This window comes from Rhizobium sp. PEPV16 (genome assembly GCF_008919455.1).
Lineage (GTDB): Bacteria > Pseudomonadota > Alphaproteobacteria > Rhizobiales > Rhizobiaceae > Rhizobium > Rhizobium leguminosarum_Q.
On the sequence record NZ_VSZV01000339.1, the window covers coordinates 32595 to 58185 of the forward strand.

Consider the following 25591-nt stretch of genomic DNA (forward strand, 5'->3'; position numbering starts at 1 on the left):
GGAATGCGGCCCGGCTTAGATCAAGCCGGTCAGGATGCCGACGCCGGCAATCGTCGCAATGCCGCCGGCCGTACGCGTCACGAAAACGCCCTGACGTTCACCAGCGCGGCCGATGACGTAACCAAGGGCGAGGCCGGCGAGATGCAGCAGTGCGGTTGCGATCATGAAGCCGGCGGCATAGGCGGCACCGGCGGCATTTTCCGGCATTTCGGAGCCATGTGCGTGACCGTGGAAGATGGCGAAGACGCCGATGACACCAAGTGTTGCGGCGAGCGGCACCTTGACGTTGAGCGCAACAACGGCGCCGAGGACGACGACGGAAAGCGCGATGCCGATTTCAACGAAGGGAACATTGATGCCGGCAACGCCGAGAGCACCGCCGAGCGCCATCACCAAAACGAAGGTCGTCGGCACGAGCCAGGTGGCGCGGCCGCCGAGCTGAAATGCGAAAACACCGACCATCACCATGGCGAGGACATGATCGAGGCCAGAGATCGGATGGGCAAAGCCGTGGCTGAAGCCGGCAGCTTCGCCGATGGCGGGATGGGCGGAGGCGACGGCTGGAAGCGCTGCGGCAGCCAAGGCAAGCAGGCCGCTCTTGATTGCTGATTTCATTGCTCATTCCCTCGTGAGTTTTCGAATATCCTGCGGCCGCCGAACACAGGCACGGTTCCAAGTCGCGCGCATCACGCTAATTCAAAGAATTCGCGCCGTCAACGAAAATGCCATGAAATGCCGAGCCAATTCAACTGCTTATCTGATAGGCAGATGCCACTTTCGATAGCTTCTCCCGGCGCGCCGCGCCTCAAGATCGAACTGGAAACAACTCCGTACAGAGGCTATCAATCGTCCGGCAAAGACGGCGCAGGCCGCCGCGATAGAGGAGACGCCATGATGAATACCGAACGGCCGCTGGCGATCAGCGCGCCAGAGCCGCGCACGCTCGATCTGATCTTCAGCGACAGTGCGCGCGCCGAACTGCAGGCGAAATATGAGATCGTCGAGGCCGATCCCGAGAACATCGCCGGTCTCGGCGACGAAATCCTCGGCAAGGCGCGCTACATCATCGGCCAGCCGCCACTTTCGGGGGAAACGCTGGCCAGAATGCCGGGCTTGCGCTCGATCCTCAATGTCGAAAGCAATCTGCTCAGCAACATGCCTTATGAGGTGCTCTTCCAGCGCGGTATCCACGTCGTGACGACAGGGCAGGTCTTTGCCGAGCCGGTTGCCGAAATCGGCCTCGGTTTCGCCCTGGCCTTGGCGCGCGGCATCGTCGACGCGGATGTGGCTTTTCGCCAAGGCAACGAACTCTGGGGAGGGGAGGGGAATGCAAGTGCGCGGCTGCTCGCCGGTTCCGAGATCGGCATCGTCGGCTTCGGCGATCTCGGCAAGGCACTACGCCGAGTGCTGTCCGGCTTCAGAGCCCGCATCCGGGTGTTCGACCCCTGGCTGCCGCAATCGATCCTCGAGGAAAACGGTGTCGAGCCGGCAAGCATGGAGGACGTCCTGACGAAGAGCGATTTCGTCTTCGTCGTCGCCGCCGTCACGAGCGAGAACAGGGGATTTCTCGGTGCTGAGGCCTTCGCCAGCATGCGCAGGGGCGCGGCCTTCATCCTGCTCAGCCGCGCCGATGTCGTCGATTTCGATGCGCTGATGGCGGCCGTCTCGTCAGGCCATATCGTCGCGGCGAGCGACGTCTACCCTGAGGAACCGCTGCCGCCCGATCATCCGGTGCGGAGCCTGAAAGGCTTCATCCGCTCGGCGCATAGGGCTGGCGCCCTCGACAGCGCCTTCAAGAAAATGGGCGACATGGTGCTCGAAGACATGGATCTGATGGATCGCGGCCTGCCGCCGATGCGCTGCAAGCGGGCGGAACGCGAGACCGTCTCCCGCATGCGTTCCAAACCGGTGGCGGTGAATTAGAACAGAATGCCGACGTGACGCGTCGCCTCAGGCGGCGCGTTGCTCGGCACCCTGGATCGCCGCAAGCTTCCAGTCGGCGCCGGACTTGCGCACGAAGGTCCAAACCTCGGTGCTTTCGCTCGGACGGCGGTCGTCGCCGGAAACGACGCGGCCGCTGTCACGTTCGACCATCGCGTCGATCGAGGAATAACGCATGGCGAGCGTCGCATATTCCTGGCCTTCCTCGCGCCAGGCCTCGGCGATATCGCCCTGCAGCAGCTTGACGTCGGAGACGCTGTTGCGCACGCCGTTGGTGGCGTTTTCGCCAAGCTCCTCGGCGAGATAGGACATCGCCTCGGGCGTCGTCAGCCGGCGCAAGGTGCCGTAATCCTCGGCACCGTAAGCGGTCTGCACTTGGGTCAGCAGTTCCTCGAACTGATCGAGATCGGCCTGCGCCAGCCCGATCTCGTCGCTCGGCCGATTGCCGCGCGACTGCCCGCCGAAACCGCCCCCCGAACCGATCGTCGGGATCTGGAAGGACGAATTATTCGTGGGCGACATGTTATAGGACCGGCTCTGGCCTCCGACGCCGTAGGAAGGCTGGCGGCGGTTGGCGAAATAACGCATGGCGAGCATGACGGCGCCGCCGATCAGCGCGATCTGCAACAGCATGCCGAGCAAGCCGAAGCCGCCGCCGAAACCGTGACCGAGCAGCATGCCGAGAAGGCCGCCGGCAATCAGGCCGCCGATCATCGAACGGCCGAAGCCGCCGAAGAAACCGGGGCGCTGAGCGCCGAGGGGCTGTTGCGCGGCAGCAGGTGCCGTGGTCTGCGAACGCGGCGTCATCGACCGTTCGATCGGTGCTGCAGTCCCAGGTGCGGTGCTTGTGACCGGCGGAGCCTGGAAGGTGCGCGTGCCGCGGCTTCCGAAACCGCCGCTGCCGGCGCGGCGCGCCTCGGCATCGTCAAGGGAAGCAAAAACGGTAGCGCTCGTCAGAGCGGCAATGGCCGCGATCTTGGCAAAACGCGAAACGGCACTCGGCATTCCTGATCTCCTGTCATGCGCAATCACGGCATGTCGAGATGTAATATAGGGACTCTTTCCGCCGTGTGAAGCTCTTCGCCGCCATTACTGGCAGACATCGACCCAGCTGGCGCCGGTCAGCTCCGCCAGCCGTCCGGTTTCGATGCGCACGGCCGAGTTCGTCGAGCCGGCGGCCGGCACGACTTCATCGAAGCGTTTCAGCGAGATATCGCAATAGATGGGCAACGGCGAGGGCAGGCCGAAGGGGCAGACGCCGCCGACCGGATGGCTGGTGACGGCCACAACCTCTTCGGCATCGAGCATTCGCCCCTTGGCTCCGAACGTGTCCTTGAACTTGCGATTGTCGAGCCGTGCCGTGCCGCCGGCAACGACCAGCATCATCTGCTCGCCGACACGCAGGCAGATCGTCTTGGCGATCTGGGCCGGCTCGACGCCATGGGCTTCGGCGGCAAGCGCCACCGTCGAGGAGCTCTCGGCGGTTTCGATGATTTCGATATCGGGTGCGTGGGCGCTGAGGAAGGCGCGGACGGATTCAAGGCTCATGACGCGATGCTAGCCCAGGAAATACGCAATTTGAAGCGTAAAAGACGCCTGTCAAAAACCGCCGCTTGCAAGTCGTGCGGACATCGTCATAATAATTTGCACACGTGCTCAATTTTGTCATTCGGCCGTTACGTTCAACCCCTAGAGCGGGATACGCCACGTTTTCGCGGGGTTTTCGGAACGGCCGTCACGCAACAGTGATGACCCGTCAAGAGGCCTCACACTGCTCTTCCAGGGAGATGAAGAAGATGACCATTTTGCCGACATTGAAATCGCTTGCCGTCGCAGCCGCCATCCTGGCTTCGACCTCCGCAATTGCACTCGCCAAGGACGTTCATATCAGCGTCTGGGCCGGCGGTACCGGCCCGAACGACGTCTATCGCCTCGACGCCATCGAGATCGCAGCCCAGCAGCTGCAGCGCGAAGCCGCCCTCAAGGGCGAAGAGCTGAAGATCACCGTCGAGAAGAAGCCTTATTCGGCCTGGGAGGACTTCAAGCAGGCGCTGACCCTCGCCGCCGAAGCCAAGACCGCTCCGAATATCGTCGTCAGCGGCCATGAAGACATCGCGCCCTGGTCGCAGGCCGGGCTGATCGTTCCGATCGAGGATTATGTCGATCTCGACTCTTGGCCGCTCAGCGACATCTATGAAAACCTGTTGCAGATCGCGTCCTATAACGGCACCGTCTACGGCATCCCGCAGGACGCCGAATCCCGTCCGATGTTCTTCTGGAAGCCTTACATGAAGGCGATCGGCTACAGCGACGCTGATCTGGATGCGCTGCCGCAGAGCGTCCAGGACGGCAAGTACACCATGAAGAACCTGCTCGAAGACGCCAAGAAGATGCAGGACAAGGGCCTCGTTCAGGCCGGCTACGGTTTTTATCCGCGCACCAGCAACGGCCCTGATTACTGGCAGTTCTACACCAGCTTCGGCGGCACGATGGAAGAAGGCGGCAAGCTCGTTTTCGACAAGGCCGCGATGACCCGCACCTATCAGTTCTTCGCCGACGCCGTGAAGACCGGTGTTACCAAGAAGAACCACATCGGCATGCCGGGCGACCAGTGGTGGAAGGAAGTCGCCACCGGCAAGGCCGGCATCTGGGACGGCGGCACATGGCACTATGCCCGCCTCGTCAACCAGGAAGGCCTGAAGGACTTCTTCGGCAACGTGATCTTCACGCTGATCCCCGCCGGCGAAGGCGGCAAGGCCAACACGCTGACCCATCCGCTCGTCTACCTGCTGACCGCAGGTCACGACCAGGAAGACACCGAGATCGCCGCCCAGTTGGTCAAGATCGCCTCCGAGCCGCGCACCAACGCGCTGCATGCGGTCAAATCGGCCCATCTCGGCATCTCCAAGTCGGAAGCCACGGTCGACTTCTATTCGGCCGACCGCTGGACGCGCGAAGCCACCGAGCGCCTGCTACCGCATGCCAATGCGATGCCGAACAATTCCGATTTCGGCAAATATTGGAACATCATGTGGAAGAACCTCGAAGCGTCCTGGACCGGCGCCAAGACCGTCGATGCCGCGGTCGGTGATGCAGAGAGCGAGCTGAAGAGCACGCTCGGCGACAAGATCGTCATCCGCTAAGATCGAAGCACTCTTCCGGGCGGCGGCAACGCTGCCCGGTCGGTCCGCGAGGAGGCTTCCATGAAATCGTCCAGAACGCTCGGACTGGTGATGATCGCGCCTGCGGCGATCATGATCGTTCTTTTCTTCCTGATGCCGGTCGTTCTGACGGCGGTCTTTTCGATGACCAGCATGACGACGGCGACCGGTATTTCCGGCGGTGTCTATCAGATCGCACCCAACTCCATGATTGCGCTAAAATCGGCAATACCGGACATTGCCGCCGAGATGGCCGAACCGCGCTACACGATCGACGAGGCGGGCCTCAAGGCCGTCGAAGGACTCGGGCTTGCGCCGGGGATTGCTGGGGAATTGCGCGCCAAACATGCAGGTGAGGTGTTCACGGCGCGCCGCGACGTCGAGCGCATGCTCAAGGATCTCGCCGACCGGCCTTCGACGCGCGACGTCAAACAGATTTCCGAACAATTCAACCGCTCAGTCCTCAACACCCGCTTCGACAGCAAGGAACAGCTCTTTTCGGCACTGGACAGTCTGGGGTTCAAACTCACACCCGAGCAAAAGGAAACGGTCGCCAAGGCCACTTATACCGGCTGGGTCTGGACGACCGACAATTTCTCGCGCATGACCACCTCACCCGACATGGCGCGCGTCCTCTTGAATACCGTGCTCTACGTCGCGCTGGTGCTGATGCTGTTCAATGTCGGTTATGCGCTGCTGCTGGCGATCTGGACGCATTACATGCCGCCGACGCCGGCCTCGATCTTCCGCGGAATCTGGCTCTTGCCGCGCATCACCCCCGTCGTCATCTACGTGATGCTATGGAAGTGGCTCGCCTGGGACACCGGGTTCATTTCGATCCTGATGGGCAAGTTCGGCTATCCGCCAAAGAACTACCTTCTCGACAACGCCTATAACGCCTGGTTCTTCGTCGTGCTGATCAACGGCTTCATCGGCGCCTCGATGGGCATGCTGGTATTTTCTTCGGCGATGAAGGCCATTCCGAAGAGCCAGTTCTATGCGAGCGAGGTCGACGGCGCCTCGCGCTGGCAGCAGATCCGCTACATCATCCTGCCGCAGATGCGCTGGCCGATCCTCTTCGTCACCTGCTACCAGACGCTGTCGCTGCTTGCCTCCTTCAATGAAATCCTGCTTGCCACCAATGGCGGACCGGGCAATGCGACCGAGGTCTGGGCGCTATCGGCCTATCACACTGCGCTGAGGAATTATGCCGGCAACCTCGAATACGGGTTGGGTGCCGCCATGGCCTTGGTGCTCGTCGTCATCGGCGTGATGCTGTCGCTCCTCTATCTACGCGTCTTCAACTACGGCACGCTTGTCGCCAAGCCCTTGATCGAGGATTGACCATGGCCGAACGATCGCAGCCTTCGGCAAATTACCGCAGCTGGCCTGTCATAACGGCGCTGACTATCGTCAGCCTGCCGCTGCTGCTGATGTATGTCTATCTCTTCCTCGACACCGTGACGGTGAAGCAGGCGGACGCGCTGCTGCCTTCGGGCTTGACGCTTAGTCACTGGCGATTCCTCTGGCAGACGACGGAGGGCAAGGCAAACATCTGGCAGGTGACGCTCAACACGCTGCTTTTCGCCACCTGCACGACCAGCGTCGTGCTCATCGTCTCGTCGATGGCAGGCTATGTGCTTTCGCGGCTGAATGTGCCGGCGCGCGGCTTCTTCCTTGCCGGCGTCATGGTGCTGCATGCCTTCCCGTCGGTGACGCTGATCATCGCCATCTTCATCGTGCTGCAGATGATCGGGCTCTACAATTCGCTGATCGGCGTCATCCTGGTGAAGGCGGCAATCGACCTGCCGCTCGGCATCTGGCTGATGAAGGGCTTCTACGACACAGTGCCGTGGGAAATCGAAATGGCCGGTGTCGTCGACGGCGCCTCGCGCTTCCGGGTCTGGCGCAGCCTCGTGCTGCCGCAGGTCAAGCCCGGGATCATGGCGCTCGGCCTCTTCTCTTTCCTCTCCGGCTGGGGCGAGTTCATTCTGCCGCAAGTGCTGGCGCCCGGTAATCAGGTGCAGGTGCTTTCGGTCTATCTCGCGGCATTCCTCGCCGACGACAACAACTATGATTTCAACATGTTCAAAGCGGTCGGCGTCTTCTATCTCGTTCCGGTGCTGATCGTTTACGCGCTCTTCAACAAATATCTCATGAACATCTATGGCGGCGGGAGCAAAGGCTGATGCGCATCCTCCTCGACAATTTTTCGAAGAGCTTCGGCTCCACCAAGGTCATCGAGAACATGACGCTCGAAGTCGGCAACGGCGAGATGCTGGCGCTGCTCGGCCCTTCCGGCTGCGGCAAATCGACGACGCTGTTTTCCGTCTGCGGCATCCACCGGCCGAGCGGCGGGCGCATCCTCTTCGGCGACCGCGACGTCACGGACCTGCCGAGCCAGGCCCGCAATGTCGGCGTCGTTTTCCAGTCCTATGCGCTCTATCCGCACATGACGGTTACCGAGAACATCGGCTTTCCGCTGAAGGTGAAGGGCATGCCGGCCGCCGAGATCCGCAAGGAAGTCGACCGCATCGCCGCCCTCGTTCAGATCGGCAACCTGATGGGCCGCAGGCCGGCCGAGCTTTCCGGCGGCCAGCAGCAGCGCGTGGCCCTGGCCCGCGCGCTGATCCGCAAGCCCGATGTGCTGCTGCTCGACGAGCCGCTCGCCAATCTCGACGCCAAGCTGCGCCTCGAAATGCGCTCGGAAATCCGCCGCCTGCAACGCGAAACCGGCATCACCGCCATTCTCGTCACCCACGACCAGGTGGAGGCGATGAGCATGTGCGACCGCATCGCCATCATGAAGGAAGGCGAGATCGTCCAGATCGCCACGCCGGCCGAAATGTACAATGATCCGAAGACCGCCTTCGTCGCCGGCTTTCTCGGCAATCCGCCGATCACCTTCCTGCGCGGCGTCGTGGACAAGGGCGCCTTCATCATCCCGCAAAGCGAGATCCGCGTGCCGCTGCCGGATTCTGTCGGTGCCGCCGAGGGCACGAAGCTGATGCTCGGCGTCCGGCCGGAGCATTTTACGCCGGCAGGCGACATCGCCGTGCCGGGCAAGGTCACCTTTGCCGAAACACAGGGTCGCGAGAACCTCTACGACGTGGCTCTTGCCGGCGGACCGCTGCTGCGCTCGATCCAGCCGGTGCGCAGCGATATCCATGTGGGCGACGACGTCCGCTGGGCGATCGACAGCCGCGGCGTGTTCATCTTCGACGAAAATGGCAGGAGGCTCTGATGACCCGCGATTTCTCGGCATTTTTCGAGCATTACGGCTGGCCATCGGGCAAGGGCCGGCTTCCCTTCTGCATCGGCCATCGCGGCGCCAGCGGCCATGAACGCGAGAACACGATCGCCGCCTTCCGCCGCGCCGCGGAACTCGGCGCTGAAATGTGGGAGCTCGACACGCAGCTGACCAAGGACGGCGTGGTCGTCGTCTCGCATGACGATCACCTCGAGCGCGTCTTCGGCATCGACCGCCGCATTTCCGAGATGACGGCGGCGGAGCTTGCAGGGCTCGACGGCGTCGACGTGCCGAGTTTTTCGGAGGTGGCCGCTCTCGGCCGCGAGACCGGAACCGGTCTCTACGTCGAACTCAAAGCGCCCGGAACCGGCTTGCTTTGTTGGCGGCACCTTGCCGAGATGAACCAGCGTTTCGCCTGTCTCGGTTCCTTCGATACGGCTCAGGTGCGCGAGCTCCGCGACGCGGCCTGCGATTTTCCGCTTTCGGTGCTGATCCGGGTCGGCCACGATCCGCACACGCTCGGCGACGAGGCCGGCGCCGATATCCTGCATCTATGCTGGGAGAGGGCCGGCGAACGTCCGCAGGATCTGGTGAGCGACGCGCTGTTGCGCCGCGCCTTCGATGCGGGCCGCGAGATCGTGCTCTGGCATGAGGAACGGCCGGCCATTCTCGATGACCTCATGAAGCTTCCGGTTCTCGGCATCTGCACGGATCTGCCCGATCTGATGCGGCCATCGGCGGTCAAGGAAAAAGCAGTTGGCAGACAAGGATAAGGGACCGCGCAAGGTAACCTCCTTCGACGTGGCGCGTGTGGCCGGCGTCTCGCGCGCGGCCGTGTCGCGCGCCTTCACGCCGGATGCCAGTGTCTCGCCGAAGACGCGCGAGAAGGTCTATCAGGCGGCCAAGGAACTCGGCTACCGGGTGAATTATCTTGCCCGAAGCCTCACCAACAAACGCTCCGATCTTGTCGGCCTGGTCGCCGCCGGCCTCGACAATCCGTTCCGCACGCTGCAGATCGAGAATCTGGCAAGAGTGCTGCTTGCCCGCAATTTCCGCCCCATCCTGCTGCCGACCTCGCCGGAGGCCGATACCTCGACGGTCATCGGCCAGTTGCTGCATTACGCCGTTTCAGGCGTCATCGTCACCTCGGACGCGCCGCCGACCGAGATCTGCGAGCAATGCGCCGCCGAGGGCGTGCCGATCGTGCTGATCAACAAGGGCAATGACATTCCCTTCGTCGACCGCATCATCTCCGATGATCGCATGGCCGGCCATCTCGCCGCCACCCACCTGATCGACAGCGGCGCGCGAAGGCCCGCCGTGATGGCCGCCCCTGCCATATCTTACACGGCTCGACGGCGCAGCGAGGCCTTCATCGCGCGCTGCAAGCAGCTCGGCGTCGAGGCGCAGTTCCTGCAGGTCAGAATCAACGACTACCGGAGCGGCTATGATGCGGCAGCCGACCTTGCCGCATCCGGCATAGACGGGCTGTTTTGCGCCAACGACTACATGGCCTGCGGCGTCATCGACCGCGTCATGCAGGGCCGCGGCCGCGATGATGCGCCGCCGCTCTCCATCATCGGCCATGACGACATTCCTCAGGCGAGCTGGACCGCCTACGATCTCACGACCATCCGCCAACCCTGCGACCTCCAGGCCGAAAAGACGGTCGACCTGCTGATGAGCCGCATCGTCGAGCCGGACCTGACGGCGCGTGTCGAATTCACGCCTGTGACACTGATCAGAAGAAGGACTGCCTGATGAATTCCGCATTCGATGCCGCCGCCATCCGCGCACGGGCGGAGGCCGCGATCACCGTTGCCCTCGAGGTCGGGCGGGAAACGGCCCGGTTTCGGCGCGACTCTGCCCCCGGCTCGCTTGCCGTCGAGAACAAGGGATTGCAGGATTTCGTCACCATCGCCGACAGGAGGGCCGAGCAGGCGATCCGCGAGGGGCTGCTCTCGCGCTTTCCGGATGACACTTTCATGGGCGAGGAGAGCGGCGGACGATCGGGCGAGGGCGGCACCTGGGTCGTCGATCCGATCGACGGCACGACCAACTATATCAGAGGCTTCCGGCACTGGGGCGTCTCGATCGCCTTCGTCGTCGGCGGCAAGGTCGAGATCGGCGTGGTCTACGACGCCGCCGGAGACAAAGTCTTTCACGCCGTCCGCGGCGGTGGCGCCTTCAAGGACGGGCTTTCGGTGCATGCGGCTGCGACCGTCGATCCGGCCAATGCGCTTGTCATTCTCGGCCATTCCCGCAAGACGAGCTTCGATGACCATCTCGCGCTCTCGCGGCGGCTCCACGAACGCGGCATGGACTATCGCCGCATGGGTGCTGCCGCCATCGACCTCGTCCGCGTCGCCGAGGGGGCTGCCGATCTCTATTACGAACGCCATCTCAATGCCTGGGACATGCTCGCCGGCGCGCTGATCGCCGAAGAGGCCGGCGCGATGGTGGCGATGCCGCCGGTCGACAAGCTGCTTGCGCAAGGCGGGCCTGTCATCGCCCATTCGCCGGGGCTTGCCGGCGAATTCGCCTTTATCCTCGACATCGAGGGGCTATAGATACACCGTTCCCAGAGACGCGACCCCGATTGGGGAACTGCGAGCGCTACGAAACAACGCGATTGCGACCGCTGTTTTTCGCCGCATAGAGATTCTGATCGGCGATCGCTAAAATCTCGTTCGGAGACTTGGCAGACAGGGTACTGGCACTACCTATGCTGATCGTGACGTGCAGCCCGTTGCAGATCTCGGACCAGTCCCACTGTTCAATGGCCGAACGCAGCTTTTCGCAGAGATCGGCGGCGCCTCGGGGAGCGCCGGCGAGCAGGACGACGAATTCCTCGCCGCCAAAGCGAACTGCCTGATCGGTAATTCGCAACTGGCTGCGCAATATGGCCCCAATGGTACTCAGGACCCGGTCGCCGATCATGTGAGAGAAGTGGTCGTTGATCGACTTGAAGTGGTCGACATCCAGCATCGCGATGGAATATGGACGCTTCTCAGACGTCAGTTCCTTAAAGCGGCTGTCGAGATATTTGCGGTTATAGAGCCCGGTCAGCGTGTCCAGATAGACGGCGCTGGCAAGGATATCGGTTTGCTCCTGCAATTTCTGATAGGAGGCCTCCAGCGTTTCTGCGCGCTTCGTCTCCGTTTCGGCAACTTCCTTGAACCGCCTGGTTTCATAGTAGATCTCGGCGAGACGTGCGCGCTGCTGGGTTCTCTCAGCGCTATTGCGCAAATAGGCCTGGTGGTATTTCTTATGTGCCGCCAGCGCCGGATCGAACTGTCCCAGCCCCTCATAGGCCTGCGACAGATAAAGATAGATCTGGATACAGGAATCGAAACTGCCGCCGTCGTCGATCAGCTCCGTCGCCTCGAGGAGCGGCGACAGGGCTTCCGCGAATTTTCCGGAATTGTTGTAGATCTGGCCCAAAGTGTAGAGATATTGCTGCCTGTCCCTGACATAGCTGTTCTCTTGAAATAGCCGGTAGCAGTCCATGCACTGGAGCGCCTTGTCATGTTCGCCCAGGTGGCTGTGGAATTCGGCTTTATTGCCGAGACAGATGCGAGCAGCCCAGCTGTCACCGGTCTCAGTTGCAATGTCGAGCGCCTGTTCGGTCAGTTCCAGCGCTCTCACCAGCATCTGGCGTCCTTCCCCGGCTGGCCGAGCGCCTCCGCGATATATCCGCCTTCCGAATGAGCGCCGCCGAGATTGATGAGCCACCAGCATTCGTAGGTCTTGTTGCCGATCGATCTGGCGAGTTCGACGGACCGCTCACTCATCAAGATGGCCCGGTCGGGCTGTTTGTTGTACCAGAAGATAATTCCAATGACGTTGGTCGCCAGGCTTTGAGCTTTCAAGTCTGCGGTCTTGTCGGCCAGATCCAACGCGCGGGTGGCTTCTTCGATCGCTTCCTCGGGCAGGCCCAGTTCCAAGAGCAACCACCCGGAATAGGCCCGGGCACAGGATTCCTGTTTGCGCTCCCCGCTCAATTTCCAGAAGTCTACCGCCCGGCGGACATGCGTCAGTCCAAGTTCGGCCTTGCCGATCTGAAAGCAGTACCAGGCAATGTCGGTGTCGCATTGCGCGGCGAGCCGATCGTCGCCTCGCGCCTTGGCATCAGCAAGAATTTCGCCGGCCAGTGTGAGTGCCTCAACCGACCGGCCCGTGCACCCAAGATGCCACGCTTCCTGCAAGCTGGAATGTGCTTGTTGCGCAATTGCTTTAGTATCAACAACTTGCATATCGAACACCAACATTTGTCTGCTGGCTACGGATAGCATCAGAAGTTTAAAATGATGCAAACTGCAAAAAACAGGCGACAAACCCAGAACCAGGGTATCGAAAGCGGCTCACACCTTTCGAAATGATGCTCCAACGCTCGCCGGTTAAACCACCATGCGGCGGCGCCAGGCGCGTTCGGTCGCCGGCGCCTCGTCGGTGGTGATCTGGTCCGGCTTCAGGGCCATCAGCGCCGAAAAGCTTTGCCATTCCTCTTCGCTGAAGCCGCCCTCCGGATCCTTCAGAGTGAAGGTCCAGGCATCGACACGTTTGCCTTCGTCCTGGCAGAGCGCGATCATATCCAGCCCCGCACTGGCGGCATCAAGGATCAGCGGCCAGTGCAGATAGATCGTGTCCGGTTCGGTCGGGCCGCTGAGGTCAGCGCGCAATTCCGTCTCGACCGCCTTCCAGCCCTTGGCCATCCTGATATCGTAGAGCTTGTCGGTCGGATCGATGCCGCGCAGGAGATGTGGAAGCTTCTCCTTGACCGCGACGATGAGGTCGAGACTGTCGCCGCTGACGATCACCGAGGCGGCGATATCGCGGAAATGCGTGGCCAGATGCGCGACGCCCCTGGCGCCGATCGCTTCGTAGCCGTCCTTCATGTCGAATTGCAGCAATGCGGCTGGATGCGTCGATTGCATCATGGCAGCCAGATCCTCGCTGAGGATCAGCGGCCGGTCGCCCTCTAGCATCCTGATATCGCTAAGGTCACTGACGCTCTTTTCGGCGACCGGTCCATGTCCTGTCGTCTCGCCTTCGAGTTCCTTGTCGTGCAGCACGACGAAACCACCATCGGCGCGCACGCGCAGATCGAGTTCCATCGAAGCGCCCGCCGCAAAGCCCTCCGCCATCACGTCGGCTGAGAACAGCGGATCGGCAAACTGCTTGCGCAAGCGGTGCCATTTCAGGCGGATCCGATGCCCCTCATGCGAAATCTCCAGGCCCTGCGCATCCAGCAATCTCGTCATCTGCACCAAGTCTCCGCGATGCCACTTTCCTGCCTTGACGAGCCGTGATTATCAAGGGCCGAATACGGCTTTCATCGAGGTTCCGGAAAGTTTTCGTCAGGCCGGGCCTAAATCGGGTTGGCGGCCTTATGGTCGCCGAGCGCCAGATACCTGTCGAACATCTGGCTGTCGGCCAGCAAGGGCGCGCTCTCGCCGGCGTAGCTGACAAGGCCACGCTCCAGAACCACGGTGCGATCGGTCAGCGGCAGGATCTTGCGCGCCTTCTGCTCGATGATGATTGCCGACATGCCTTCGCCGTCGATGATCTTCCGGAGCGCCGCCAGCAGTTCGTCGACGATGATCGGCGCCAGTCCTTCGAGCGGCTCGTCGAGCAGCAGAAGCCTCGGATTGAGCATCAGCGCCCGTCCGAGCGCCAGCATCTGCTGCTCGCCGCCGGAAAGCTGGTTGCCGCGATTGAAGCGCCGCTCCTTCAACCGGGGGAACATCGAATAGACGCGCTCGACCGACCATGGACCGGGGCGGGCAATCGCCGTCAGGTTCTCCTCGACGGTGAGCGACCTGAAGATGTTGCGCTCCTGCGGCACCCAGCCGATGCCGGCGGCGGCCCGTCGTTCCGGCCGCGTGCGCGTCAGATCGGCGCCGGCAAAGCTGATCGTTCCGGAATGATGGGTGGTGACGCCGATGATCGTGTCGACCAGCGTCGTCTTGCCCGCACCATTGCGGCCGAGCAGCGACAGCGACCGGCCTTCATCGAGCTCGAAACTCACTCCGCCGAGAACCCGGGCCTCGCCGTAGCCGGAAACGAGCCTGTCGATCCGCAAAAGCGCCGTCATGCCCCATCCTCCCCGAGATAGACCGCCTTGACGCGCGGATCGGCGGCGATCTCGCCGACCGTTCCCTCGACCATCACAGCACCTGCGACCAGAACCGAAATGCGGTCGGCAAAGGAGAAGACGAGATCCATGTCATGTTCGATGAGCACCACCGTCACCTCGGCGGGCAGGCTGCGGACAATGGCGAGCACCTCGCTGCGCTCTTCTTCGGCGACGCCGGCCGCCGGCTCGTCGAGCAGCAGCACCCGCGGCCGGCTCGCGAAGGCAAGCGCGATTTCAAGAAGCCGCTGCTTGCCATAGGCAATCCGGCCGGTCTTCTCGCCCATGACGCCGGAAAGGCCAAAACGCTCCAAGAGGTCCACTGCCTCATCGGTCGCATCCAGATGGGCTGCCAGCGGGCGCCAGGCGGAGCGGCCAAAACCGTCCCGCTCATTGATCGCCAGCAGAACCGATTCCAGCGGCGTAAAGCCCGAAAAGAGCTGGTTGATCTGGAACGTGCGGGCGATACCGCGCCGCACGCGCCTGTGCGAGGAAAGGCCGGTGATATCCTCGCCGTCGACGATCACCTGTCCGGAGGTCGGCTTCAATGCCCCAGTCAGCAGATTGATCAGTGTGGTCTTGCCGGCACCGTTCGGGCCGATCAGCGCATGACGTGCGCCGCTTTCGATCGTCAGCGAGACATCGTTGGTGGCGGTGAAGCCGCCGAAACGCTTGACGAGGTTGCGGGTTTCAAGGGCGACGGTCATCGGCTTTCTTTCAGCTTCACGCCAGGCCGCCATGTCGCCAGCCGCTTGATGCCGGCCTGCAGCGAGGCCGGCAAAAATGTGTGCCAGCGGGCGATGCGCTCGCGGCCAACGAGCACAATGGCGATCAGGATCAAGCCGATCCAGAACATCCAGTATTGCGGCGTGGAGACGGAGAGCCAGTCGCGCAGCACGGTGAAGATGACCGCGCCGATGATGCCGCCATAGAGATAACCGACGCCGCCGATGACCAGGACCAGAAGCACATCCGCCGAACGATGGAAGGCGAGGACATCGGGCGAAACGAAACTCGTCGTATGCGTCAACAGTGCGCCGGCAATGCCGGCATAAGCGGCGGCGATCGTATAGATGGCGATGATCCGGTTCCTCGCCGGAATGGCGACCATCGCGGCACGCATCGGATTGGCCTTGATCGCCCTCAGCGACAGGCCGAAGGAGGAATTCACCAGATGCCGTGCAACAAATGTCAGGATGAAGAGTGCAGCAAGGCTGTAGACATAGCCGGTGCGGCCCCAGAGGTCGAACTCGAAAAGGCCTAGGATCGGCCCGATGGTGACGCCGCTGAGGCCATCCGCGCCGCCCGTCACCCATGCCATCTGGTTGGCGAGTTCGGCGAGCATCAAGGCAATGCCGAGCGTCGTCATCAGCCGCGTGAGATCCGAGCCGCGAAGGACGAGGAAGCTCGCTCCGAAGCCGGCAAGGCCGGAGACCGCGGCTGCGGCGAAGAGGCCGGTGACGGGTTCGGCGATGGCATATTTGGCAAAGAGACCTGCAGCATAGGCGCCGAGGCCGAAGAAGGCGGCATGACCGAGCGAAACGATGCCGGCGTAGCCGAGCACCAGATCGAGGGATAAGGCAAATAGCGCGGTGATGGCGATTTCGGTGAGCAGCAGCATCTTCGAAGGCAGCACGAAGATGGCAGCGACCGCCGCAATCCAGAGGACGATCTCATAGAGCCGCCAGGCATTGCCGCGGCGAAGCTGTTCGACGGCGCGCTTTCTCGCCTCGCTGCGCGCGTCGCTCATCGGCCACCCTCCCGCGAGAACAGCCCATGCGGACGCAGGAGTAGCACGGCGACCATGACGCCGTAGATGACGAAGGCGCCGATCTCAGGCACGTAATATTTGCCCGCGACATCGGCGACGCCGAGCAGGAGGGCGGCAAGAAACGGCCCAGTTATCGAGGAGGTACCGCCGACGGTCACCACGATCAGGAAGTAGATCATGAATTTCAGCGGAAAATTCGGATCGAGCCCGAGAATCTCGGTGCCCATCGCGCCGCCGAGGCCGGCAAGGCCCGAGCCGACGGCGAAGGTCAGCGCGAAGACCGCCGAGACATTGATGCCGAGCCCGCGGGCGACCCGTCCGTCATCGACAGCGGCACGCAGCTGGCTGCCGAAACGGGTTTTCGTCAGCAGGAGCTGCAGCGTGATCGTCAGAAGGATGCAGACAAGGATGATGAAGAGGCGGTAGCGGCCGATGCCAACGCCGTAGAGATCCCAGCGGCCGGAGAGCTCCTGTGGCAGCTGGATCATCTGCTGTTGGCCGCCCATGAAATAATAGGCGCCGGCGATCGACATGAAGACCAGGCCGACGGAAAACAGCACCTGGTCAAGATGCGGCTTGGAATAGAGATGCCGGTAGAGCAGGCGCTCCAGAACCAGGCCGGCAAGCGCGACTGCGAGGAAGGCGATCGGCAAACACCAATAGAAGGAAACGCCATAGCTGTTCATCAGGACGACGGTGATGTAGCCGCCCGCCATGGCGAAAGCGCCATGGGCGAGGTTGATGAAATTCATCAATCCAAGCGTGATGGTCAATCCGCAGGCGAGAATGAACAGCAGCATTCCATAGGCGATACCGTCGAACAGAATAGTCAGCATGACAAACCCGACTTTCCAGGAGTAAAGCGGCGGAGCTGCCTCCGCCGCATCTTATCGTAAAGCTTACTGGCCGGCCTTGACCGGGTCCTTCACATCCTTGTAGGTCGCAAATTCGACGTTCTGCAGTTCGCCGTTCACGTCCTTGACTTCACGCATATAGATATTCTGGATGATATCGCGGGTCTGCGGATCGATGGAGATCGGCCCGCGCGGGCTCGTCCAGGCAAGGCCCTTCATCGCCTTGATCAGCGCCGCACCGTCCGCATCTCCCTTGGTGGCTTCGAGCGCGGCATAGATGGCATGCATGCCGTCATAACCGCCCATCGCCATGAAGTTCGGGCGCATATTGTTGTTGGCGGCCTTGAAGGCCTTGACGAATTCGGCGTTCTCAGGGCTGTCGTGCGCAGCCGCATAGAAATGCGCGGTGATGGTGCCGAGCGCAGGCTTGCCCATGCCGTTCAGGATATCGTCGTCGGTAATGTCACCGGTTCCGATCAGCTTGATGCCCGCTTCGGCAAGGCCGCGGTCGACGAACTGCTTCATGAACAGCGAGCCGACACCGGATGGCAGGAACACGAAGACCGCATCCGGCTTGGCGTCGCGCACACGCTGCAGGAAAGGCGCGAAATCCGGATTCTGCAGGGGAATGCGCACGGCCTCGACGACCTCACCGCCCTTTGCCTTGAACTCCTTGGTGAACCAGGTTTCCGCATCGATGCCCGGGCCGTAATCGGTCACGAGGGTTACGACCTTCTTGATATTGTTTTCATGCGCCCAGCGCGCGACCGGCACCGAATATTGCGGCAGGGTGCCGCTGGTGCGGATGAAATATTCCGATGCCTGGGTGATTGATGAGGTGGCGGCGGCCATGACCACGGCGGGCACCTTGGCCTGCGTGATCACGGGCGCGACGGAAAGCGCCAGCGGCGTCAGTCCGAAGCCGGCAAGCGTATTGACCTTGTCGTTGACGATCAGTTCCTGGGCGATACGGCGGGTCTGGTCGGCGGTGCCGGCATCGTCGCGCACCACGAGTTCGATCTTCTTACCGGCGACGGTGTCGCCATGCGCAGCGATATAGGCTTTGGCGCCGGCCTCCACCTGGCGGCCGGTCGATGCGAAGGGGCCGGTCATCGGCAGGATGAGACCTACCTTGAATGTATCCTCGGCATAGGACGGCAGGCCAAGGCCGGCCGACATGACAAGCCCCGCGGACAGGGCGATCAGACTTCTTCTGGCAATCACGGCTTTCTCCTCCTTTTACCGGCGATCTGCGCGATCCGCCGGCCTCCTCTTTCTCCAATCGGCATTCTCGTCGGTCAGCCGGGGGCCTCCTCGCCCTCGATCGCCGGCCGCGTCTCACGTCGATATCAGTGTCAATCCCGGAACGCGGGTGATCAGGCTGCGATCCTCTTCCATGACGAATTCCAGATTGTGCTTCGCAAGGCGCGCATGTTCCCGCGCCAGCGCCTCGGCGCGGGTGCCTTCACGCATCTCGATCGCCGAAACGATGTCGCGGTGCTGACGCTGCGCATGCACGAGCGACAGGCGGAAGGCGAGCACGTCCTCCTGCTTTTCCAGAAAAGCGCTCGGCGAGGCAAAGGGCAGTTGCGTCGCCCGTTCCACCTCGCGCCGCATCATCTCGCTGCCCGCAAGACCGGCGAGCATGGAATGAAATTCCGCATTGAGCTCGACATACTGGTCAAACAGCATGTCCTCCGGCCGATCGCGAAAGCATTTGTCGAGCTCGAGGATCAGACCCTTGATCGCCTTGAGCTTGGCTGGCGTGACACCGCGTTCGGCGGCGAGACGCGCCGCCGTGCCCTCAAGCACACCACGCAGCTCGATGGCGTCGAAAACATCCGCGGTGGTGAAACCGCGCACGGCGTAACCGCCGGAGGGGATCTGCTCGAGCAGGCCTTCCTGTTCGAGACGCGCAAGCGCGGCGCGCAGCGGTGTGCGCGAAATGCCGAGCTTTTCGGCGAGCCAGACTTCCGAAAGACGTTCGCCCGGCGAGACTCCGCCGCCGAGCACGAGATCACGCACGCCAAGAAGGCCTTTCAAGGCCTGGCTGTCGCGCTTGCGATCCACGGTTCTCTTTTCCGCAACCATCTCCCGTTCCATCCCGAAATTTGCGGTCCGCGGCCTATTCGGGCGCTTGGGCCTTCACGTGTCGCGGACGATATTCCCCATTCCTTTTCGAAAAGAGTACGACGTGTATACCAACGCCTGTCAAGTGATTATTACATGATCAATGCCACATCATTTCATATCCAGATGGTTATCGATATGACTATATTTTGGTATTTTTTCGCAATATTCGTTATGTCACTTGATGACGGCACAAATTTCGGCCTATCATTGTATACAGCCTGGACACATATAAATCCCACAGGGTGAGGAGAGAGGCTTATGATGATTGCGCCGCAAAGCGAGAGCCGGGAGGAGGCGCCGCTTGCCGATCTTCTCTCGCATTATTCCATCGAGGTGACGTCGCGGGACCTCCAGTCGCTGGAGAGCATGACGGCCACCCTGCCGCAGGGTTGCGAGGTCTTCATCGCCCATCTTCCGAAGGAGGACATCGGCCTTCTGGTAAGGGCCGCGGCGGGGCTGAGAGATGCCGGTTTCATGCCGATTCCCCACATCGTCGCCCGCAACATCCGAAACCGCCTGGAACTCGACACTATGCTTGCCCGGCTTTCTGAGGAGGCCGGCGTCCGCCATACGCTCGTCCTCGGCGGTGATCGCGACGATGCCGCCGGAGCCTTCGGCTCCAGCCTGGAACTGATCGAAACAGGGCTCTTTCAGGCATATGGCATCGACCGGATCGCCATCGCCTGTTACCCGGAAGGGCATCCCCGGATCGCCGGCGCCATCCTCGATGCGGCACTGACGGCAAAGATCGATGCGGCTGCACGTGCGGGGCTCGATGTGTTATTGGTGAGCCAGTTCCTGTTCGATCCGAAACCGCTCCTGAACTTTGCAAGGCGGCTTCGCGAACGGGGCGTGACGGCGCCGCTGAGCGTCGGCATCGCCGGGCCGGCCAGCCGCACAAAGCTTCTCAAATACGCGCTTCGCTGCGGCGTCGGTGCATCCTTGCGGGCGCTGCGCGAAAGAAGCGAGATCGCCCGCAACGTACTTTCGGGCGAAACACCGGAAGAGTTGCTGATGGAGATTGCCGCAGCACGGGCCGCCGAACCGGATCTCGGCATCAGCGGCGTGCATTTCTTCACCTTCGGCGATCCGGCCCAATCCATCCGCTGGGCAGAGCAGCAGGTGGATCGCTGACTGAAACCGGCCGCAAGGCCTCGACAAGCATCTTTTCAATGGGAGGAATATCATGACGAAACAGAGCCTCGAGCAGAAGCTGAATGCCGCCGGCGACACGGTGGACATGCTCCGCAATTCGCAGATCGGCGCCTATATCTATCCTGTCGTACCGCCGGAATTCAGCAACTGGCGCGACGAGCAGCGCGCCTGGCGCGAAACCGCCGTGCTCTTCGACCAGTCGCACCATATGGCCGAACTGATGATCGAGGGGCCGGATGCGCTGAAGCTCATCTCGCATCTCGGCATCAACAGCTTCGCCAATTTCCCGGTCAATCGCGCCAAGCAGTTCGTGCCGGTCAGCCATAGCGGCCACGTCATCGGCGATGTCATTCTTTTCCATCTTGCCGAAAGCCAGTATCTCATCGTCGGCCGCGCACCGACGATCAACTGGGTAGAGTTCCACGGGCAGACCGGCGGCTACGACGTGAAGCTCGACCGCGACGACCGGTCACCATCGCGCCCCGGCGGCAAACCGGTCGTGCGCCGGCGGTACCGCTACCAGATCCAGGGACCGAACGCCTGGAAGATCCTCGAAAAGGTCAACGGCGGACCGCTCGCCGACGTCAAGTTCTTCAACATGGATACGATGAACATCGGCGGGCGCCGCGTGCGCACGCTGCGCCACGGCATGTCAGGCGCCCCCGGCCTCGAGATTTTCGGACCCTATGAAGAAGGTGACGAGATCCGCAACGTCATCCTGGAAGCGGGCGAAGAATTCGGCCTGCGCCAGGTCGGTGCCCGCGCCTATGCGACCAACACGCTGGAATCCGGCTGGATTCCGTCGCCGCTGCCGGCGGTGTATACCGACGAGCGCATGAAATCCTTCCGCGAATGGCTGGGCGCCGACAGCTATGAAGCGACCGGCTCGATCGGCGGCAGCTTCGTCTCCGACAATATCGAGGACTATTACCTGACCCCGTACGAACTCGGCTATGGCCCGTTCGTCAAGTTCGATCACGACTTCATCGGCCGCGCGGCGCTCGAAAAGATTGCCGACAAGCCGCATCGCAGGAAGGTGACATTTGCCTGGAACCAGGACGATGTCGCCAAAGTCTTCCAATCGCTGTTCGACCCCTCCGCCGATAACTACAAGTATATCGATCTGCCACTGTCGAACTATGCTTCGTCCAGCTACGACAAGGTGCTGAAGAACGGCCGGACGATCGGCTTGTCGATGTTCTCAGGCTACAGCCACAACGAACGCACCATGCTTTCACTCGGTACGGTCGAGCCCGATGTGGAGGTCGGCGACGTGCTGACCCTCGTCTGGGGCGAACCGGACGGTGGGACCCGTAAGACCACCGTCGAACGTCACAAGCAGCTTGAGATCCGCGTCAAGGTCGCGCCGGTTCCTTATGCTCGCGATGCGCGCGAGGCCTATGCCGACAGCTGGCGCACCCGGCAGACGGCGTAAGCAAGGGCGCCCTGAAAGCGGATTCGCCGATGCCGCTTTCCCGCTCCTGAGAGCATCCTCTCAGGATCGGTAGGCTGCGGATATCGCCTCCGAAGCGGCGGCTATGTCCGAGGGATGGCCGGCCTGCCTGAGGGCCGCGCCATACGCCACGACATTCGAGAGTACCGTCTGGAATGCAGCGCGCGGCCCAGTATGGTTCAGCCGCAGGAGACGGGCCGGCGCGGTTCCGACGCCTTCGCTCAGCTCGACCCCGAGCTGCCCGGCGGTGGCGATCAGCGCGGCAGGCGCCAGCGCCTCCGGCACCGGTACGGCCGTCACCAGGTTCGAAGCCTTTGCTGCCGGCACCCAGGCCGGGGCTCCGAGTGCGGCAAGCCCCGCCCGTGTCGCCGATGCCGCCAGCACATGGCGGGCGACGATATTCTCCATGCCCTCGGCCTCGATCCGGTCGAGCGCCGCCTCCAGTGCGAAGAATTCCAGCGGCGCCGGCGTTCCCGGCAGGCCATGCCGGCCACCGTCGACCCAAGCCTTCAGATCGGCCAGCGACAGGATCGAATCGCGCGGTGCACCGTCTCTGAGGATCAGATCCCAGGCGCCAGGGCTGACCGAGAGCGCGGACACGCCGGCCGGCCCGCCGAGCGCTTTCTGCGGGCCGATCACCGCGATGTCGATGCCGAGATCGTCGACGTCGAGCTGATGGCCGCCGACCGAGGCGACTGCGTCGACAACTGTGACGATGTTGCGAGCCCGGGCAAGCGCCAGTATTTCGGGCAGGGGGTTGAGAATGCCGCTTGCGGATTCGGCATGAACCAGCGCCAGCACATCGATGTGAGGACCGGCGTCGAGCGCTTTTGCAACGGATTCGATCTCGATCGGCAGGCCCGGCTCGGCGACAACATCCTTGACCGTCGCGCCACCTCGCCGCAGCCATTGCCCGAACCAGCCGCCATAGGGGCTGGTGATGATATTGAGTGCTGAAAGGCCGGGGCGCACAAGGCTGACCGCCGCCGCCTCCAGCGCCACCACCGCTTCTGCCTGCACCAGCAGTATGTCGTTGCGGCTGCGCAAGATACCGCCGACCCTGTCGGCAAGGACGGCGTAGCGCTCCGCGGGATAGGAGAGCACGCCATGCAGGGGATTCCAACCAAGATCGGACATGGGCACTTCCTTCAGCAAGGATCGGTCACGAGACGGGGGACGGCGGCAACGAGTGCGCGGGCGGCATCGGATTGCGGCGCGGCAACGACCGCCGCTGCCGGTCCGGTCTCGACGATCCGTCCGCCATCCATAACGGCGATGCGGTGGGAGACGGCGCGGACCACGGCAAGATCGTGCGAAATGAACAGACAGGCAATGCCCTGTTCTTTCTGCAGATCGACCAGAAGCTCCAGGATCCTGCCGCGCACGGTCACATCGAGCGCCGACACCGCCTCATCGAGCACCAGCAGCGACGGCCGCGTCGCAATCGCCCGCGCGATCGCCACACGCTGACGCTGACCGCCGGAGAGCGAACGCACCGGCCGGGCAGCGTGATCGGCGGTGAGGCCGACACGCTCCAGCAGCTCGACGATCTCCCCGCGGCGCCGGTCTTTTGCGACGCCGTGGATGCGAAGCGGATCGTCGAGCACTGCATCAACGCTCGCCAACGGATTGAAGGCGGCGAGCGGATCCTGAAACACCATCTGCATACGCGCCCGCCGGCGGCGCAAAGGCGCGCCGTTCAGCGCAAGCCAGTCTGCGCCCTCGAAGTGAATCGAGCCGGCATCGGCAGCAACAAGCCGCAGCAGGATGCGCGACAGCGTCGACTTCCCGCTACCGGAGGCGCCGACGAGGCCGAGCGTTTCCCCGGCCGCGATGGTCAGCGAGACATTGTCGAGGGCGGCAACCCGACGGCCGGAGGAGGAAAACCCCTTCGACAGGTTTTCGATGGAAAGCAGCCCGTCGTTCATGACGCCACCTCTTCGATCAGCGGCGGCGTCGCGAGGTCGCGATGGCTGGCGATGAGGGCGGCGGTATAGTCGCTTTTCGGCGCAGAGAGCACCGAACGGACGGGGCCTGCTTCGACCAGCCTTGCATTGCGGAAGACGGCGATGCGGTCGACGAAGCCGGAGGCAAGCGCGATGTCGTGGGTGATGAAGAGCAGCGTCATGCCATCCTCGCGCACCAGCCCGTCGAGCAGGCGGACGATCTCGGCCTGGACGACGACGTCGAGCGCGCTGGTCGCCTCGTCGGCGATCAGCAGCGCCGGCCTCGCGGCAATGGCCGCCGCAATCGCCACGCGCTGGCGCTGGCCGCCGGAGAGCTGATGCGGAAAGGCCCGCATCGCCTTATCAGGCTGCGGTATCCGTACCCGCTCCAGCAATTCCTCGGCCCTGACATAGGCCTGTTTCCAGCTGAGGCCGAGATGGCGCCTGGCGCCCTCGGCGATCTGCTCGCCGATCGTCAAAACGGGATTGAGGCTGGAGCCCGGATCCTGGAAGACGAAGCCGAAATCGCGGCCTGGGCGGGGCGGATGGCCAAGGCGGGGCCAGAGTATCTCGCCGCCGACCTTCGTTCCCTCCGGCAGCAGACCGGCAAGCGCGCGGGCAAGCGTGCTCTTGCCGGAACCGCTTTCGCCGATGATCGCCAGCCTTTCGCCGGCGACGATATCAAGGTCGATATGGTCTAGCGCGGCTGCACCGCTGCTGCCCCCATAGGTGACCGAAAGCTGTCGCAGGCTCAAAAAAATCCCGCTCATGCCGCCCTCACGCCATTGTCACCAAGCGCCTTGCCGAGACCCTCGCTGAAGAGATGGACGCCGAGCACGGTCACGGCGAGTGCCGCACCCGGTATGACCGAGAGATAGGATGCCGAACGCAACACGCTGCGGCCCTCTGCGATCATCGAACCCCAGGTGGCGATATTGGGGTTGCCGAGACCCAGGAAGGAAAGCGCTGCCTCGGTGAGGATCGCACCGGCGACGATGGTGGCCGAAAGCGCCAACACCGGCGGCAACGCGTTCGGCAGGATTTCCCGGAAAGCAATTTCGGCCGGATGCATGCCGATCACCCTTGCCGAAGCGACATAATCCTGCTCGCGGATCGCAAGCACCTGCGCTCTCGTCAACCGCGCCGGATCGGCCCAGGTGCCGAGTGCGATGGCAAGGACGACAACCGGCGTCGACACGCCGATGGTGCTGACGAAAGCGAGAGCGAGCAGGAAAGCCGGCACGATCTGGAAGGCGTCGACCACCCGCATCAGCGCCTCGTCGACGAGCCCGCCGGCAAAACCGGCCGCAAGGCCGACGCAGAGCCCAAGCACCATGGCCGCAAACGCCGCCGCCAGGCTAACGGCAAGCGAGGTCCTGGCACCATAGAGCAGGCCTGCCAACACGTCGCGGCCGAGACGGTCGGTGCCGAGCGGGAAAGCCGGATCGGCGAACGGCGCCAGCAGGGCGCGGCCGGCAATTTTCAGCGGGTCGCCCGGCGAAATAACGGGAGCGAGCAGCCCGGCCACAAGCAGGACGAGAAGGATCGCAAATCCTGCAGCACCTTCCGGCGTGCGCAGCAGCCGCCGCAGCCAGCTCATGCGCCGCCCTCCGATGCGCCGATGCGCGGGTCGAGTGCGGCATAGACGAGATCGACGAGGAAATTGACCGAGATGACCAGGACGGCGCTGGTGACGATGATGCCCATCAACAACGGCGCGTCACGGCCGTTGACCGCCTCCTGTGCCAGCCGCCCGAAACCCGGGATTGCAAAGATGCTCTCGATCACCAC

Annotated in this window: 25 protein-coding genes and 1 pseudogene; 10 read left to right on the forward strand and 16 right to left on the reverse strand. The window is 62.8% G+C overall.

Annotated features, from left to right (window positions below):
- Positions 1–15: 15 nt before the first annotated feature.
- Positions 16–615 carry a HupE/UreJ family protein gene (locus tag FY112_RS25745; RefSeq protein WP_151519580.1) on the reverse strand — a complete coding sequence of 200 codons (600 nt, stop codon included), beginning with the start codon at positions 613–615 and terminating at the stop codon, positions 16–18.
- Between the two features lie 276 nt (positions 616–891).
- Here FY112_RS25745 and FY112_RS25750 point away from each other — a divergent pair, with 276 nt between their 5' ends.
- The gene (locus tag FY112_RS25750; protein WP_151519581.1) at positions 892–1923 is read left to right on the forward strand and encodes a hydroxyacid dehydrogenase; all 1032 of its coding nucleotides are present in this window, start codon (positions 892–894) and stop codon (positions 1921–1923) included.
- 27 nt (positions 1924–1950) lie between these two features.
- Here the strand turns inward: FY112_RS25750 and FY112_RS25755 are convergent, their stop codons facing one another.
- The gene (locus FY112_RS25755) at positions 1951–2946 is read right to left on the reverse strand and encodes a Tim44 domain-containing protein (protein WP_151519582.1); all 996 of its coding nucleotides are present in this window, start codon (positions 2944–2946) and stop codon (positions 1951–1953) included.
- A gap of 84 nt (positions 2947–3030) precedes the next feature.
- Positions 3031–3489, reverse strand: a complete 459-nt coding sequence (locus tag FY112_RS25760) for a YbaK/EbsC family protein (protein ID WP_003549231.1) — start codon at positions 3487–3489, stop codon at positions 3031–3033.
- Between the two features lie 248 nt (positions 3490–3737).
- Here FY112_RS25760 and FY112_RS25765 point away from each other — a divergent pair, with 248 nt between their 5' ends.
- From FY112_RS25765 to FY112_RS25795, 7 genes are read left to right on the forward strand one after another with little or no spacing between them, the layout of a single operon-like run.
- The gene (locus FY112_RS25765; protein ID WP_151519583.1) at positions 3738–5084 is read left to right on the forward strand and encodes an extracellular solute-binding protein; all 1347 of its coding nucleotides are present in this window, start codon (positions 3738–3740) and stop codon (positions 5082–5084) included.
- 60 nt (positions 5085–5144) lie between these two features.
- Complete coding sequence (locus tag FY112_RS25770) at positions 5145–6446, forward strand: sugar ABC transporter permease (RefSeq protein WP_151519584.1); 1302 nt, start codon at positions 5145–5147, stop codon at positions 6444–6446.
- Positions 6447–6448: 2 nt separating this feature from the next.
- On the forward strand, positions 6449–7291 hold the full coding sequence (locus tag FY112_RS25775; RefSeq protein ID WP_151519585.1) for a carbohydrate ABC transporter permease: 843 nt from the start codon (positions 6449–6451) through the stop codon (positions 7289–7291).
- Positions 7291–8346 carry an ABC transporter ATP-binding protein gene (locus FY112_RS25780; RefSeq protein ID WP_029874936.1) on the forward strand — a complete coding sequence of 352 codons (1056 nt, stop codon included), beginning with the start codon at positions 7291–7293 and terminating at the stop codon, positions 8344–8346. Before FY112_RS25775 ends, FY112_RS25780 begins: the two co-directional genes overlap by 1 nt.
- Positions 8346–9125 carry a glycerophosphodiester phosphodiesterase gene (locus FY112_RS25785; protein WP_151519586.1) on the forward strand — a complete coding sequence of 260 codons (780 nt, stop codon included), beginning with the start codon at positions 8346–8348 and terminating at the stop codon, positions 9123–9125. Before FY112_RS25780 ends, FY112_RS25785 begins: the two co-directional genes overlap by 1 nt.
- Positions 9109–10113, forward strand: coding sequence for a LacI family DNA-binding transcriptional regulator (locus FY112_RS25790; protein ID WP_151519587.1), 1005 nt, complete (start codon positions 9109–9111; stop codon positions 10111–10113). Before FY112_RS25785 ends, FY112_RS25790 begins: the two co-directional genes overlap by 17 nt.
- Entirely contained in the window at positions 10113–10922 is an 810-nt protein-coding gene (locus tag FY112_RS25795; RefSeq protein WP_151519588.1) for an inositol monophosphatase family protein, read from the forward strand. The genes FY112_RS25790 and FY112_RS25795 overlap by 1 nt, the downstream gene beginning before the upstream one ends.
- A 46-nt stretch (positions 10923–10968) precedes the next feature.
- Here the strand turns inward: FY112_RS25795 and FY112_RS38630 are convergent.
- The 8 genes and pseudogenes from FY112_RS38630 to FY112_RS25835 all read right to left on the reverse strand — a co-directional run bounded on the left by FY112_RS38630 (position 10969) and on the right by FY112_RS25835 (position 19204).
- Positions 10969–12623, reverse strand: a pseudogene (locus FY112_RS38630) (GGDEF domain-containing protein).
- 129 nt (positions 12624–12752) lie between these two features.
- Entirely contained in the window at positions 12753–13616 is an 864-nt protein-coding gene (locus FY112_RS25805; RefSeq protein ID WP_181018281.1) for a glycerophosphodiester phosphodiesterase family protein, read from the reverse strand.
- Between the two features lie 107 nt (positions 13617–13723).
- The gene (locus FY112_RS25810) at positions 13724–14449 is read right to left on the reverse strand and encodes an ABC transporter ATP-binding protein (protein ID WP_029875322.1); all 726 of its coding nucleotides are present in this window, start codon (positions 14447–14449) and stop codon (positions 13724–13726) included.
- Positions 14446–15195 (reverse strand): ABC transporter ATP-binding protein, encoded by a 750-nt coding sequence (locus FY112_RS25815; protein WP_029875323.1) that lies wholly within the window; start codon positions 15193–15195, stop codon positions 14446–14448. Before FY112_RS25815 ends, FY112_RS25810 begins: the two co-directional genes overlap by 4 nt.
- Entirely contained in the window at positions 15192–16238 is a 1047-nt protein-coding gene (locus FY112_RS25820) for a branched-chain amino acid ABC transporter permease (RefSeq protein WP_151519590.1), read from the reverse strand. The genes FY112_RS25815 and FY112_RS25820 overlap by 4 nt, the downstream gene beginning before the upstream one ends.
- Complete coding sequence (locus tag FY112_RS25825; RefSeq protein WP_151519591.1) at positions 16235–17095, reverse strand: branched-chain amino acid ABC transporter permease; 861 nt, start codon at positions 17093–17095, stop codon at positions 16235–16237. Before FY112_RS25825 ends, FY112_RS25820 begins: the two co-directional genes overlap by 4 nt.
- A 63-nt stretch (positions 17096–17158) precedes the next feature.
- Entirely contained in the window at positions 17159–18337 is a 1179-nt protein-coding gene (locus FY112_RS25830; protein WP_003549244.1) for an ABC transporter substrate-binding protein, read from the reverse strand.
- Between the two features lie 114 nt (positions 18338–18451).
- The gene (locus FY112_RS25835; RefSeq protein ID WP_151519592.1) at positions 18452–19204 is read right to left on the reverse strand and encodes a GntR family transcriptional regulator; all 753 of its coding nucleotides are present in this window, start codon (positions 19202–19204) and stop codon (positions 18452–18454) included.
- Between the two features lie 300 nt (positions 19205–19504).
- Between FY112_RS25835 and FY112_RS25840 the strand changes: the two genes are divergently transcribed.
- Together FY112_RS25840 and FY112_RS25845 are read left to right on the forward strand one after the other, a co-directional pair.
- On the forward strand, positions 19505–20380 hold the full coding sequence (locus FY112_RS25840; protein ID WP_151519593.1) for a methylenetetrahydrofolate reductase: 876 nt from the start codon (positions 19505–19507) through the stop codon (positions 20378–20380).
- A 52-nt stretch (positions 20381–20432) separates the two neighbouring features.
- The gene (locus FY112_RS25845) at positions 20433–21836 is read left to right on the forward strand and encodes an aminomethyl transferase family protein (RefSeq protein WP_151519594.1); all 1404 of its coding nucleotides are present in this window, start codon (positions 20433–20435) and stop codon (positions 21834–21836) included.
- Positions 21837–21896: 60 nt separating this feature from the next.
- On the opposite strand, the gene FY112_RS25850 is transcribed toward FY112_RS25845, so the two are convergent.
- The 5 genes from FY112_RS25850 to FY112_RS38025 form a co-directional block, all read right to left on the reverse strand.
- Positions 21897–22991, reverse strand: a complete 1095-nt coding sequence (locus tag FY112_RS25850) for an aminotransferase class V-fold PLP-dependent enzyme (protein WP_151519595.1) — start codon at positions 22989–22991, stop codon at positions 21897–21899.
- An 11-nt stretch (positions 22992–23002) separates the two neighbouring features.
- Entirely contained in the window at positions 23003–23782 is a 780-nt protein-coding gene (locus FY112_RS25855) for a dipeptide/oligopeptide/nickel ABC transporter ATP-binding protein (RefSeq protein ID WP_151519596.1), read from the reverse strand.
- Complete coding sequence (locus tag FY112_RS25860) at positions 23779–24570, reverse strand: ABC transporter ATP-binding protein (RefSeq protein ID WP_151519597.1); 792 nt, start codon at positions 24568–24570, stop codon at positions 23779–23781. The genes FY112_RS25855 and FY112_RS25860 overlap by 4 nt, the downstream gene beginning before the upstream one ends.
- Positions 24567–25400 (reverse strand): ABC transporter permease, encoded by an 834-nt coding sequence (locus FY112_RS25865; RefSeq protein ID WP_151519598.1) that lies wholly within the window; start codon positions 25398–25400, stop codon positions 24567–24569. The genes FY112_RS25860 and FY112_RS25865 overlap by 4 nt, the downstream gene beginning before the upstream one ends.
- A partial coding sequence (locus tag FY112_RS38025; protein WP_246700745.1) for an ABC transporter permease subunit occupies positions 25397–25591 on the reverse strand: 195 nt, incomplete at its 5' end. The genes FY112_RS25865 and FY112_RS38025, both read right to left, overlap by 4 nt.

Coding starts and splice junctions, on each gene's coding strand:
- FY112_RS25745 (WP_151519580.1), bottom strand. CDS start 615: ATGAAATCAGCAATCAAGAGCGGCCTGCTTGCCTTGGCTGCCGCAGCG.
- FY112_RS25750 (WP_151519581.1), top strand. CDS start 892: ATGATGAATACCGAACGGCCGCTGGCGATCAGCGCGCCAGAGCCGCGC.
- FY112_RS25755 (WP_151519582.1), bottom strand. CDS start 2,946: ATGCCGAGTGCCGTTTCGCGTTTTGCCAAGATCGCGGCCATTGCCGCT.
- FY112_RS25760 (WP_003549231.1), bottom strand. CDS start 3,489: ATGAGCCTTGAATCCGTCCGCGCCTTCCTCAGCGCCCACGCACCCGAT.
- FY112_RS25765 (WP_151519583.1), top strand. CDS start 3,738: ATGACCATTTTGCCGACATTGAAATCGCTTGCCGTCGCAGCCGCCATC.
- FY112_RS25770 (WP_151519584.1), top strand. CDS start 5,145: ATGAAATCGTCCAGAACGCTCGGACTGGTGATGATCGCGCCTGCGGCG.
- FY112_RS25775 (WP_151519585.1), top strand. CDS start 6,449: ATGGCCGAACGATCGCAGCCTTCGGCAAATTACCGCAGCTGGCCTGTC.
- FY112_RS25780 (WP_029874936.1), top strand. CDS start 7,291: ATGCGCATCCTCCTCGACAATTTTTCGAAGAGCTTCGGCTCCACCAAG.
- FY112_RS25785 (WP_151519586.1), top strand. CDS start 8,346: ATGACCCGCGATTTCTCGGCATTTTTCGAGCATTACGGCTGGCCATCG.
- FY112_RS25795 (WP_151519588.1), top strand. CDS start 10,113: ATGAATTCCGCATTCGATGCCGCCGCCATCCGCGCACGGGCGGAGGCC.
- FY112_RS25805 (WP_181018281.1), bottom strand. CDS start 13,616: ATGACGAGATTGCTGGATGCGCAGGGCCTGGAGATTTCGCATGAGGGG.
- FY112_RS25810 (WP_029875322.1), bottom strand. CDS start 14,449: ATGACGGCGCTTTTGCGGATCGACAGGCTCGTTTCCGGCTACGGCGAG.
- FY112_RS25815 (WP_029875323.1), bottom strand. CDS start 15,195: ATGACCGTCGCCCTTGAAACCCGCAACCTCGTCAAGCGTTTCGGCGGC.
- FY112_RS25820 (WP_151519590.1), bottom strand. CDS start 16,238: ATGAGCGACGCGCGCAGCGAGGCGAGAAAGCGCGCCGTCGAACAGCTT.
- FY112_RS25825 (WP_151519591.1), bottom strand. CDS start 17,095: ATGCTGACTATTCTGTTCGACGGTATCGCCTATGGAATGCTGCTGTTC.
- FY112_RS25835 (WP_151519592.1), bottom strand. CDS start 19,204: ATGGTTGCGGAAAAGAGAACCGTGGATCGCAAGCGCGACAGCCAGGCC.
- FY112_RS25840 (WP_151519593.1), top strand. CDS start 19,505: ATGATGATTGCGCCGCAAAGCGAGAGCCGGGAGGAGGCGCCGCTTGCC.
- FY112_RS25845 (WP_151519594.1), top strand. CDS start 20,433: ATGACGAAACAGAGCCTCGAGCAGAAGCTGAATGCCGCCGGCGACACG.
- FY112_RS25850 (WP_151519595.1), bottom strand. CDS start 22,991: ATGTCCGATCTTGGTTGGAATCCCCTGCATGGCGTGCTCTCCTATCCC.
- FY112_RS25855 (WP_151519596.1), bottom strand. CDS start 23,782: ATGAACGACGGGCTGCTTTCCATCGAAAACCTGTCGAAGGGGTTTTCC.
- FY112_RS25860 (WP_151519597.1), bottom strand. CDS start 24,570: ATGAGCGGGATTTTTTTGAGCCTGCGACAGCTTTCGGTCACCTATGGG.
- FY112_RS25865 (WP_151519598.1), bottom strand. CDS start 25,400: ATGAGCTGGCTGCGGCGGCTGCTGCGCACGCCGGAAGGTGCTGCAGGA.